Genomic DNA, 11,515 nt, shown 5'->3' with positions numbered 1-11,515 from the left:
CGATGATGGACGTGAACAGTCTGTTTTCCGTGAGAAGGTCCGACCGATGCGCCAGCTGACCGCCCTCGACGCACAGTTCCTGCACGCCGAGACGCCGACGACCACGACCCATGTCGCCGGGCTGGCGATCCTCGACCCGGCGGGGTGCCCGGGGGGCACGCTGACCAGGGAGGCGCTGGTCGACCGGCTCAGGGAACGACTGCACCTGGCGCCCGTGCTGAGCCTGCGCCTGGCCGAGGTGCCCTTCGGCCTCGGCAGGCCGTACTGGGAGGAGGTCGCCGACCTCGACGTCGCCGGCCATGTCCGCGAGCTGACCCTCCCCGCGCCCGGGGACGACAGGCAGCTCGCCAGGAAGGTCGCCAGGCTCCACGAACGGCGCCTCGACCGCGGCCGCCCGCTGTGGGAGATGTGTCTCATCCACGGACTGGCCGGGGGGCGGGTCGCGCTCTACGCCAAGATCCACCACTGCGCCCTGGACGGGGTCACCGGCGCGGAGACCCTGGCCGCCATGCTCGACCTCACCCCCGAGGCCCCCGAAACCTCAAAGGCCCCCAAGGCCCCCAAGGCTCACAGGGCTCACAGGGCTCACGGGGCCTCCAGGACCCCCGAGGCCGAGGCCGCCCCCGGTCAGGGGACGCTCGCCGTACCGGAGGGCGAGGAGACGCTGGGGCCGCTGGCCATGCTCACCGCCGCGGCGGGCAGGTCGGTGACGTACCCGGGCAGGGCGCTGCGCGCGCTCGGCCGGATGATGACCGACCTCGACGCGATACCGGGGGTCTCGGCGCTGCCCGGCGCGCGGACGGTCGCGGAGACCGCCAGGACGATCGCCGGGAACCAGGCGGAACTGCCCGAGCTGCCGCCGCTGACCGCTCCCCGCACGCCGTTCAACGGCCCGATCAGCGCCAAGCGGCGTCTCGCCTACGGCTCGATCCCGCTCACCGAGGTCAGGCACGTCGCCAAGTCCTTCGGCCTCAGCGTCAACGACGTGGTCATGACGGTGTGCGCCTCGGCGCTGCGTTCCTGGCTGCGCGAGCACCACGCGCTGCCCGACCGGCCGCTGGTCGCCGCGGTCCCGGTCTCGGTCCGTACGGCCGCCGCGCGGGCCGGAGACGTGGTCGGCAACCGGCTGTCCGTCATGGTCACCCAGCTGCCGACGGACGTGGCCGACCCGCTGGAGCGGCTGCGGGCCATGGGCGCGACGATGCGCGTGGCCAAGCGCCGGTTCGCCGAGTCACCGGCCACCTGGCTCGACGGGCTCTCCACGCTGCTGCCCACGGTCCTCACCTCGGTGGCGACCCCGGCGATCTCCCGGCTGGCCTCGGTCACGCTGCCGCCGATCAACCTGATCGTGTCGAACGTGCCCGGTCCCCAGCTGCCGCTCTATCTGTGCGGGGCCCGGCTGCTGGCCTATCATCCGGTCTCGGCGCTGAGCGACATGAGCGGCGGCCTCAACATCACCTGCTTCTCCTACGACGGGTCGCTGGACTTCGGGGTCCTTGCCTGCCCGGATCGGGTGAAGGACGTGTGGCGGCTGATGGACCACCTGCGGGAGGCGATGGAGGAGCTGGCCGCGCTGGATCCGCGCTCCTGACCGTCCTCATCCCAGGGCGTGGGCGATCAGTTCGGCGACGGCGTCGGGGTCGATGTGGTGGCCGGTGAGCTGGCAGAGGTTCTCCTGGTGCAGCAGCACGGCGGCGAAGGTGACCGCCGCGACCTCAAGCCGGGCCGCGTCGCCGCGCGGGGTGGGCAGCGCCAGCTCCAGGGCGAACCTGGCGCGCCTGACGATCTCCCCGTTCAGCCTGCCGAGCCGGTCGCGGACCGAGCCGTGGGTGTCGGCCTCGCGGAACAGGATGCGCCGCATCGCCGGGGAGGCCCGCAGCGGCAGGCGGCGGGCCAGCCGGGACAGGCTCTTGGCCGCGTCGCCGGGGACGGCCTCGACCTCGGGGGTCTCCTCGACGAGTGTGCGCTCGTCGACCAGTGCGACCAGCACGTCGATCTTCCTGGGGAAGTAGTGGAAGACGAGCCCCTTCGGCACCCGGGCCAGGCGGGCGATCGCCGCGGTCGGCGTGGCCTCGTAGCCACCGCCCGCGAACAGTTTCTCCGCGGCGTCGAGGATGCGTGTGCGCGCGTCCGGGCCCGGGGCGTCGCCGGAGCGCGGTCTGAGGCTGCCCACAGCCAGACGATAACCGCCTGGTGGCGCGGTTTTCCATGCCGGTTTCCCGCTGGTTTCCCTACCGCGGGGAAAGCGTCCCCTCATCGGTTCCCCGCTCACCCGCCGTCGCCCTTCGCGACCGTTTCCGGACCGTCGCCAAAGGGTGCCCGGTGCGGTCCGTGATCACCGGACGCCTACCCTGATCAGCATGACCTTCTCCGAACTGAGCCTCTTCCCCGTCTGTCTCGGCGGCAACGTCTTCGGCTGGACCGCGGACCGTGACGCCTCCTTCGCCGTCCTGGACGCCTACGCCGAGGCGGGCGGGAACTTCGTCGACACCGCCGACGTGTACTCCGAGTGGATCCCGGGTCATTCCGGGGGCGAGTCGGAGACCGTCCTGGGCGAGTGGCTCGAGTCCCGGGGCAACCGCGACCGGATGGTGATCGCGACGAAGGTCGGCGCGATGAGCGGCCGGGCCGGCCTGTCGGCGGCGAACATCCGCCTGGCCGTCGAGGACTCGCTGCGGCGGCTGCGGACCGACCACATCGACCTGTACTGGGCGCACGTCGACGACCAGGAGACGCCGCTTGAGGAGACCCTCGGCGCGTTCGACGCCCTGGTGCGCGAGGGCAAGGTTCGCGACATCGGGGCCTCGAACTACGGGGCCGAGCGGCTCACCGAGGCACTGGCGATCTCCGAGCGGGAGGGCCTTGCCCGTTATGTCGCTCTGCAGCAGCACTACAACCTGCTCGAACGCGACTACGAGGGCGGGCTGCGCGAGGTGGTCGCCGCCAACGGCCTGGTCAGCACGCCGTACTTCGGGCTGGCCAGGGGGTTCCTGACCGGGAAGTACCGTCCCGGTGTCGAGGTGCGCAGCGCCCGCGCGGGCGGGGCGACGCCGTACCTGGCCTCCGAGCGTGCCCTCAGGGTGCTGGACGCGCTGGACAGGGTGTCCGCGGAGCGTGGGGTGGCCCAGGCGACGGTGGCTCTGGCCTGGCTGGCCGCCCAGCCGACGGTCGCGGCCCCGATCGCCAGCGCCCGCACCGTGGAGCAGCTGGAGCAGCTGCTCGCCGTCGCCGATCTGAAGCTGGGCGAGGAGGAGCTGGCCCTGCTGGATGAGGCCTCACGATGAGAATCCGGGCACCGACGGGCCCCCGCCCACCGGTGCCCGGACGTTATCCGGTGCCGTTCCTAGTGCCGTACGGCCTGCTCGGCGCCGATGCCGGTGAGCGAGCGGACCTCGATCTCGGCGTACTTGCCCGGGTTGTACTCCTTGCTGAGCCGCGCGCCCACGTAGCCCGCCAGGAAGCCCAGGGGGATCGAGACGATGCCGGGGTTGCTCAGCGGGAACCAGGCGAAGTGGGCGCCGGGGAACAGCGAGGTGGCGCCTCCCGAGACGACCGGGGAGAAGATCACCAGGATCAGGGCCGACAGCAGGCCGCCGTAGATGGCCGAGACCGCCCCCGCGGTGTTGAAGCGCCGCCAGAACAGGCTGTAGAGGATGGCGGGCAGGTTGGCCGAGGCGGCGACCGCGAAGGCCAGCGAGACCAGGAAGGCCACGTTCTGCCCCTGGGCGAGGATGCCGAGCCCGATGGCGACCGCGCCGATGACGAAGGCCGAGATCCTGGCGACCAGGATCTCCTCCCCCTCGGTGACCTTGCCGCGCTTGAACACGTGGGCGTACAGGTCGTGGGCGAAGCTGGAGGAGGAGGCCAGCGTCAGACCGGCGACGACGGCCAGGATGGTCGCGAAGGCGACGGCGGCGATGACCGCGAGCAGGATAGTGCCGCCGACCTCGCCGAAGACGGCTCTGCCGACCGCCTCGGCGAGCTGTGGCGCCGCGGTGTTGCCCGCCTTGTCCTGCCCGGCGATCGCCTCGCCGCCGACCATCGCCGCCGCGCCGAAGCCGAGCACGAGGGTCAGCAGGTAGAAGACGCCGATGATGCCGATGCCCCACAGGACCGACTTGCGGGCCTCCTTGGCGGTGGGGACGGTGTAGAAGCGGATCAGGATGTGCGGCAGGCCGGCGGTGCCGAGCACCAGCGCCAGGCCGAGACTGATCAGGTCGATCTTCCCGGCCAGGCCCTGGGCGGCGGTGCCGTACTTCAGGCCGGGGATGAGGAAGGCGTCGCCCTTACCGCTGCCCGTGGCGGCGGAGCCGAGCAGCCCGGAGATGTTGAAGCCGTACCGGCCGAGCACCAGCAGGGTGACCAGGGCCGCGCCGGTCATCAGCAGCACGGCCTTGACGATCTGCACCCAGGTGGTGCCCTTCATCCCGCCGACGACCACGTAGATGACCATCAGCAGGCCGACGCCGACGATCGTCAGCGCCTTGCCCGTCGAGGAGGTGATGCCGAGCAGCAGGCCGACCAGCGCGCCCGCGCCGACCATCTGGGCCAGCAGGTAGAAGATCGAGACGGTGATGGTCGACACGCCCGCGGCCGTGCGGACCGGGCGCGGGCTCATCCGGAAGGCCAGCACGTCGGCCATGGTGTACTTGCCGGAGTTGCGCATCAGCTCGGCGACCAGCAGCAGCGCGACCAGCCAGGCGACCAGGAAGCCGATCGAGTACAGGAAGCCGTCGTAGCCGGACAGGGCGATGATGCCCGCGATGCCGAGGAAGCTGGCGGCCGACATGTAGTCGCCGCCGATCGCCAGGCCGTTCTGCAGGCCGCTGAAGGAGCGCCCGCCCGCGTAGAAGTCGGCGGCGTCCTTGGTGTTGCGGCTGGCCCAGAAGGTGATGCCCAGCGTCGCCGCGACGAAGACCAGGAACAGTGCCGTGGAGAGCGTCTGGTGGCTCACGCCGCCTCCCTCTCGCGCTCGGCCTCACGGCGGAGCTCCTCGGCCAGCGGGTCCAGTCTGCGCTCGGCGTAGCGGGAGTAGGCCCAGGCGATCCAGAAGGTCGAGACGAACTGGAGCAGGCCGAGGATCAGCGCCACGTTGACGTTGCCGAAGAGTTTGACGCCCATGAAGTCACGCGCCCACCCGGACAGCACCACGTACAGCAGGTACCAGGCGAAGAAGGCCGCGGTCATCGGGAAGGCCCAGGACCGGAAGCGCCGTCTGAGCTCCTGGAAGCCCTCCTCACCCTCTATCCGTTCGTACACCGATGGTTCCTTACGCCCGGCGGTCATCGGACCTCCCGCATATGTGATGTGGATCACGGATAACGTAGGAGGGGACGGTACCCCGCGTGGAGTACCGCCGAGAGGCTCTTCGCCCAGGTGGCGTCGTGTCGCGGCAAGTTGGTGATGGTGTGCGGTGAAAGGTCCTTTCCGTGCGCCGAGCGGCCGGGGGAGCCCGTCAGCGGCGGCCCGCCAGGCGCCGCAGGGCCCTGCCGGTGGGCAGGACGGGCACCGCGCTGTGCACCATGGAGAACGCCTCAAGGCCGGGGACGATCACGGTGAGCACCGGGCACCTGTCATGCTCGGGGTTCCACCGGAAGGAGTAGGCCCCGAACCCGGCGTGCCCGAGCGTCCGCAGGATCGCGGCGATCTGCTCGCCGACGCCCTGCCCGCCGTTCTCGGGGCCGGCCTCGGGCAGCTTCGCGTCGAAGACGACACGGTCGAGCAGCGGGGCGGGGTCGAGCCGGGCGCAGCGTTCGAGCAGCGGCCAGCGCCGCAGGCTCTCCAGCCTGCGGCCCAGGGTCAGGTCGACGCCGAGGGAGAGGTTGAACGACGACTGGACCACCTCGGTCAGCGCCCGCTCGACGGCGTACTCCGGGTCGAGGGAGGCGCCGGAGCCGATCACCCCCGGGTACGGCCCGGCCCGGGAGGGGAGCGCGCAGTAGACGGGGATGCCCAGGTCGGAGGTGATGTCGATGATGATGGGGAGCGCTCCCAGATAGGTCGCGGCCTCATCGTGCAGGCGCCGCAGGTCGGGCGGGAGACTCTCCGGGTCGAGCGCGGACAGTCTCGACCTCCCGCCGAGGTACCAGTCGAGGAGCGCGTGGGACAGCGCGTCCCGTTCGACGACCTCCAGCAGGCCGTGCAGGAGGGCGTCCTGCTCGCTGACCCCGGCCGCGGTGCCGTTGTCGTAGGCGTAGCGCAGGTAGGGCTCGTAGCGCAGGTCGTCCCCGGGGATCGGGTGACTGCGGCAGGAGGGCGAGCGGGAGAAGGCCGGATACCACACCGGGGACCGCCCCGGGCTCAGCGGCTCGGCGCGCAGGCAGGCGAGACCGGCGTCCGGGTAGTCGCGGGCCAGGCGCTGGATCATCTCCTCACCGCGCAGCTCCGGCTGGGAGACCACCGTCCCGACCGGGATGGCCCGCACCCGCCCGCTGTCGTGGGCGAGCGCCGCCTGCCCCTCCTCGTGCTGGAGGTGCTGCCAGGCCTCGAACAGCGCGCTGACCGTGCTCTGGGCGCCGGCTCCCTTGCCGAGGGAGGCGGTGACCGCGCGGCCCTCGGGGTCGCGCACGGTGCAGCGGTGCACGGGGAACTCCGCCGACCCCGCCGAGACCAGCTCGGCCGAGAGCCCACGGTCGGCGAGTACGGACTCGATGACGGCGAGCGCGCCGGTCAGGCCGGTGCCGCGCTCGCGCTGGGCGCGCGCCATCGTCGTCAGAGGGTTCCGGGAGCGAACCGGACGGTGAAGAACTCGTCGAGGAGCACCCTTTCGGACAGGGTCACCGAGAAGTTGTCCTCCAGCTGGAACCCGTCCGGTTTGAGAAGCGACTGGCCGTTGGAGTTGCTGTTGCCCATCGCACGCTCCTGTTGTCACTCGAATAACAGAAATGTCCTTATATTACAGGCCATTTCGACATAAGTCATAGATCATTGTCAAGTAGAGCGGGGGTGCCAGTCACCCCGGTCGAGATCCAGCGTCTCCGGCGTGTGCAGGCGGACCATCGTCCTGGCCACACCGGGCGGGATACGGCTTCTGGTCAGCAACGAGACCACGACCATGACGGTGAACGCGACCGGCACCGACCACGCCGCGGGCTGGGCCAGCAACGCCCCGGCGAGCCCGGTGTGCGGCCCCTCCCCGATCGTCAGCAGCACCGCCCCGCAGGCCAGGCCGCCGCCGACGACCAGCCCCGCCATCGCCCCCGGCGGCGTCAGGCGCCGCCACCAGATGCCCAGCACCAGCAACGGGCAGAAGGAGGAGGCCGAGACCGCGAAGGCGAGCCCGACCACGTCGGCGACCGGCAGCGAACGCGCCGACGAGGCGAGCACCAGCGGTACGGCGACCGCGACCACCGCCGCGACACGGAAGGAGCGGACCCCGCCCCGCAGGATGTCCTGCCCGATGACCCCCGCGACCGAGACGGTCAGCCCCGAGGAGGTGGACAGGAACGCCGCGAAGGCCCCCGCCGTCACCAGCGCGGTCAGCAGGTCGCCCGCGGCGCCCCCGACGAGCCGCCCCGGCAGCGTCAGCACCACCATGTCACTGCCCCGCAGCCCCGGCAGGTAGACCCGGCCCAGCGCGCCGTAGAGGGCCGGCATCAGATAGAACAGGCCCAGCAACGACAGCACCGCCAGCGTCGTACGGCGCGCCGCCCGCCCGTCCGGGTTGGTGTAGAAGCGCACCAGCACGTGCGGCAGCCCCATGGTCCCCAGGAACGTGGCCAGGATCAGCGAGTAGGTCGAGTAGAGGCCGTACTCCCTGCCGCCGGACAGCGGCAGCGCCCAGGTGGCCACGTCCCGCGCGCTCAGGCCGGGTGCGCCGTCCGCCCGCCAGGCCAGCACCAGGAAGACCAGCGGCACGGCCAGCGCGGTGAGCTTGAGCCAGTACTGGAAGGCCTGCACGAACGTGATCGAACGCATACCGCCCGACAGCACGTTCACCCCGACCACGCACGCGACCACCAGCCCGCCCGCCCAGTCGGGCGCCCCGGTGACGGCCCGCAGCACCAGCCCCGCGCTCTGGAACTGCGGCATCAGGTACAGCCAGCCGATCAGCACGACCAGCACCCCGGCCATCCGCCGTACGGCCATCGACTCCAGACGCGCCTCGGCGAAGTCGGGCAGCGTGTAGGCGCCGGAGCGGCGCAGCGGCGCCGAGACCAGGACCAGCAGCACCAGGTAACCGCCGGTCCAGCCGACGGGCAGCCACAGCATGTCCGCGCCGTACAGCAGGATCAGCCCCGCGATGCCCAGGAAACTCGCCGCCGACAGATACTCCCCGCCGATCGCGGAGGCGTTCCACAGCGGGGAGACCGTGCGGGAGGCGACGTAGAAGTCGGAGGTCGTGCGGGACAGGCGGATGCCGAACGCCCCGATCAGCACCGTGGTGAGCATCACCAGCACGACCGCGGCCACACCGTAGACGACGTTCACCCCGCCCGGTCCACCAGGTCGGCGAAGTGGCGCTCGTTGCGCTCCGCCTGCCGTACGTACAGCCACGCGCCGATGACGAAGACCGGGTAGATCACGCCCGCCAGCACGACCCACGGCAGGGGGACACCCAGCACCAGGACCGCGCGCAGCTCGGGCACGAGCAGGAACAGCAGCGGCAGGCCGCCGACCACGCAGGCCAGCACGGTGCACACGAACAGGGCGAGCCGGAACTGGGTGCGCACCAGCGAGCGCATGTAGACCTCGCCGAGGCTGGTCTGCTCGTCGATCTCCCTGGCCACCGGGTAACGGGGGTTGCGGGCGGCCGTGGTGCGCGGGCTGGTCACCACCTCGCGGCGCGGGCGGCCCTCGTCCCCGCGCGGGTGCTCCGCCCCCGCCCTGCTCACTCGGGCCTGCCCTTGCGCGCCCTGCGGACCAGCAGGTCGCGAAGCTCCCGGGTGTGCCTGCGGCTGACCGGGATCTCGGTCCCGCAGACGCGCACCACGCACCGCCCCGAGTCGATGTGCAGCTCGTCGATGTGCTTGACGGCCACCAGGTGGCTGCGGTGCACACGCACGAACCCCGCCGAGGACCACCGCTCCTCCAGGGTCGCCAGCGAGATGCGGACCAGGTGGCTGCCGCCTGCGGTGTGCAGGCGCGCGTAGTCGCCCTGCGCCTCGACGTAGCGCACCTCGGTGCTGGCCACGAAGCGGGTCACCCCGCCCAGCTCGACCGGGATCGTGCCCGGCCCCGCCCGGCTCGCCCCGTCCCCGTCCGGCAGCTCGGCCGACACGCACACCCGTCGTACGGCCTCGGCCAGCCGTTCGGGCCTGACGGGCTTGAGCAGGTAGTCCTCCGCCTTGATCTCGAAGGCGTCCACCGCGTGCTCCTCGTAGGCGGTCACGAACACCACCCGGGGCGGGTTGGCGAACTGCGACAGCAGCCTGCCCAGCACCACCCCGTCCAGGCCGCGCATCCGGATGTCGAGGAAGACGGCGTCGATCGGACGCCCGTCGGCGATCGCCCGGTCGAGCACGCGCAGCGCCGCGGCGCCGTCCCTCGCCTGCGCGACCTCTCCGATTCTCGGGTCGTCCCGCAGCAGGTAGGCCAGGTCCTCCAGGGCGGGAAGTTCGTCGTCGACGGCCAGGACTCGAAGACCGGTCACGGGCACTCCTCCGGATCGTCGAGGGGGAATCCCTAGAGGGTGATGAATCAGACATCACCTGTCAACAGTTCCTGACCTGCCGAATCCACAGAAAGGTGTTCAGTGGGCGGAGACACCCGGGTGGTACTTCGGCACACGGACGCTCACCTTGGTTCCCGCGCCCTTGCCGGTCTCGGCCACCAGGCCGTACTCGTCACCGTAGACCTGACGCAACCGCTCGTCCACGTTGGCCAGGCCGACCCCGCCCGTCCCCGAGCGCTCCTCCGCGTCCCCGGCCAGAATGCGGCGCAGCCGTTCGGGGTCCATGCCGACGCCGTCGTCCTCCACGCTGATCCGGCACTCGGCCCCGGCGTCCTCGGCGATGATCGAGATGCGGCCGATGCCCGGCTTGCTCTCCAGGCCGTGCCTGACCGCGTTCTCCACCAGCGGCTGCAGGCACAGGAACGGCACGGCGACCGCGAGCACCTCCGGGGCGATCCGCAGCGTCACCTGGAGCTGGTCGCCGAACCTGGCGCGTTCCAGGGTCAGGTAGCGGTCGATGGACCGCAGCTCCTCGGCCAGCGTGGTGAACTCCCCGTGCCGCCTGAAGGAGTAGCGGGTGAAGTCGGCGAAGTCCAGCAGCAGCTCACGGGAGCGGTTGGGGTCGGAGCGCACGAAGCTGGCGATGGTCGTCAGCGAGTTGTAGATGAAGTGCGGGGAGATCTGCGCGCGCAGCGCGCGGACCTCGGCCTCCATCAGCCGCGTCCGCGAACGGTCGAGCTCGGCCAGCTCCAGCTGGGAGTCGACCCAGCTGGCCACCTCGTGGGTGGCCCTGACCAGGCCGGCCGAGGCGTGCCCACCGTAGGCCGCCAGGGAGCCGACCACCCGGCCGTCCGTGGTGAGCGGCACCACGACGGCGTATCTGATCGGGCACTCCGGGATGTCGCACGAGACGACCTCGGGGCCGAGCACCTGGGTACGGCCCCCGCCGAGGGTCTTGGCCGCGTAGGCGAACGCCTCGGCGGCGTGGTGCTCCCCCTCGCCGTCGTAGACCAGAAGCCGCTGCCCGTCGGTGATGGCCAGCGCCGGGGAGCCCAGCAGCTCGCGCAGATGCCGCGAGGCCTTCTGGGTGCCCGCCTCGGTGAGCCCGGCCCGCAGCGGCGGCGCGGCCAGGGAGGCGGTGTGCAGGGTCTCGAAGGTGGCGCGCTCGGCCGGGCTGCTGCCCAGCTCGCGCCTGCCGCGCAGCACGCGCCACAGCACCAGGGCCGGGACGCCCACCAGGGCGGCTACGAGCAGCGCGGCGACGAGGGGTTCCACGTCCCGGACCCTATCCTCGCACGTGGGTCGGCGCCCCTCCGACGGAGATCAGATCCCCTCCCCATGCCTTTACGTTGTAGATCAAAGACATGCCGACCGGCCCGGACCCCTTCAGGAACACCACTTTCAGGACGTCCGCGCCGAGGGGCTGAAAGGCGTGAGGGCCTCACGGACACGCAGGGCGTACGACGCGGCCTCCCCCGGGCCGTCGTAGGCGGTCCGAGGCCAGAAGAAGCCGCGCAGGCCGTCCTTGCGGTTGCGGGGCACCACGTGGACGTGCAGGTGCGGCACGCTCTGACTGATCCGGTTGTTCATCGCGACGAACGTGCCGCCCGCGCCGAGCCCCCGCTCGACGGCGGCGGCGACCGCCTGGACCCGCTGGAAGAACGGGCCGACCGAGGTGGGAGGCAGGTCGGTGAGGGTCTCGGCGTGCGCGGCGGGGGCGACCAGGACGTGCCCCTTGAAGACGGGCCGGATGTCCAGGAAGGCGGTGGCCACCTCGTCGGAGAACACCACCTCTCCCGGCCGCTCCCCCGTCGTGATGGCGCAGAACAGGCATCCCTCGGCTGGCATCCCCCCAGGATAGAGGGGGCGCGACTAGCATTCACCCCGGTCGTGTTCCCGTCC

The 11,515-nt window shown here is 71.5% G+C and carries 12 protein-coding genes; 2 read left to right on the top strand and 10 right to left on the bottom strand.

Features of this window, described 5'->3' with window-relative positions:
* Positions 1 to 46: 46 nt before the first annotated feature.
* Positions 47 to 1,591 (top strand): wax ester/triacylglycerol synthase family O-acyltransferase, encoded by a 1,545-nt coding sequence (locus ABZ463_RS12635; RefSeq protein ID WP_362775754.1) that lies wholly within the window; start codon positions 47 to 49, stop codon positions 1,589 to 1,591.
* 6 nt (positions 1,592 to 1,597) lie between these two features.
* On the opposite strand, the gene ABZ463_RS12630 is transcribed toward ABZ463_RS12635, so the two are convergent.
* A complete protein-coding gene (locus ABZ463_RS12630) occupies positions 1,598 to 2,173 on the bottom strand; it encodes a TetR/AcrR family transcriptional regulator (protein WP_352011589.1) in 576 nt (191 codons plus the stop codon).
* Between the two features lie 187 nt (positions 2,174 to 2,360).
* Between ABZ463_RS12630 and ABZ463_RS12625 the strand changes: the two genes are divergently transcribed.
* On the top strand, positions 2,361 to 3,284 hold the full coding sequence (locus ABZ463_RS12625; protein ID WP_352011588.1) for an aldo/keto reductase: 924 nt from the start codon (positions 2,361 to 2,363) through the stop codon (positions 3,282 to 3,284).
* Between the two features lie 59 nt (positions 3,285 to 3,343).
* On the opposite strand, the gene ABZ463_RS12620 is transcribed toward ABZ463_RS12625, so the two are convergent.
* From ABZ463_RS12620 to ABZ463_RS12580, 9 genes are all read right to left on the bottom strand, one after another.
* Positions 3,344 to 4,954 (bottom strand): cation acetate symporter, encoded by a 1,611-nt coding sequence (locus ABZ463_RS12620; RefSeq protein WP_352011587.1) that lies wholly within the window; start codon positions 4,952 to 4,954, stop codon positions 3,344 to 3,346.
* Entirely contained in the window at positions 4,951 to 5,286 is a 336-nt protein-coding gene (locus ABZ463_RS12615) for a DUF485 domain-containing protein (protein WP_352011586.1), read from the bottom strand. The genes ABZ463_RS12620 and ABZ463_RS12615 overlap by 4 nt, the downstream gene beginning before the upstream one ends.
* Before the next feature lie 169 nt (positions 5,287 to 5,455).
* Positions 5,456 to 6,706, bottom strand: coding sequence for a YcaO-like family protein (locus tag ABZ463_RS12610; protein WP_362775751.1), 1,251 nt, complete (start codon positions 6,704 to 6,706; stop codon positions 5,456 to 5,458).
* A gap of 5 nt (positions 6,707 to 6,711) precedes the next feature.
* A complete protein-coding gene (locus tag ABZ463_RS12605) occupies positions 6,712 to 6,852 on the bottom strand; it encodes a hypothetical protein (RefSeq protein ID WP_352011584.1) in 141 nt (46 codons plus the stop codon).
* Positions 6,853 to 6,930: 78 nt separating this feature from the next.
* Positions 6,931 to 8,430 (bottom strand): cation acetate symporter, encoded by a 1,500-nt coding sequence (locus ABZ463_RS12600; RefSeq protein ID WP_362775749.1) that lies wholly within the window; start codon positions 8,428 to 8,430, stop codon positions 6,931 to 6,933.
* Entirely contained in the window at positions 8,427 to 8,834 is a 408-nt protein-coding gene (locus ABZ463_RS12595; protein WP_362775747.1) for a hypothetical protein, read from the bottom strand. The genes ABZ463_RS12600 and ABZ463_RS12595 overlap by 4 nt, the downstream gene beginning before the upstream one ends.
* Positions 8,831 to 9,592, bottom strand: coding sequence for a LytTR family DNA-binding domain-containing protein (locus ABZ463_RS12590; RefSeq protein WP_352011581.1), 762 nt, complete (start codon positions 9,590 to 9,592; stop codon positions 8,831 to 8,833). The genes ABZ463_RS12595 and ABZ463_RS12590 overlap by 4 nt, the downstream gene beginning before the upstream one ends.
* Before the next feature lie 99 nt (positions 9,593 to 9,691).
* Positions 9,692 to 10,888, bottom strand: coding sequence for a histidine kinase (locus ABZ463_RS12585; RefSeq protein ID WP_352011580.1), 1,197 nt, complete (start codon positions 10,886 to 10,888; stop codon positions 9,692 to 9,694).
* Positions 10,889 to 11,014: 126 nt separating this feature from the next.
* Complete coding sequence (locus ABZ463_RS12580; RefSeq protein WP_362775744.1) at positions 11,015 to 11,461, bottom strand: HIT family protein; 447 nt, start codon at positions 11,459 to 11,461, stop codon at positions 11,015 to 11,017.
* Positions 11,462 to 11,515: the final 54 nt, after the last annotated feature.

Origin of the sequence: Streptosporangium sp. NPDC020145 (genome assembly GCF_040631275.1) — a bacterium.
In the GTDB taxonomy this organism is placed as follows: Bacteria; Actinomycetota; Actinomycetes; order Streptosporangiales; family Streptosporangiaceae; genus Streptosporangium.
The sequence above is the reverse complement of the archived record's forward strand: the minus strand, read 5'-3'. Positions and strand labels throughout refer to the sequence as shown.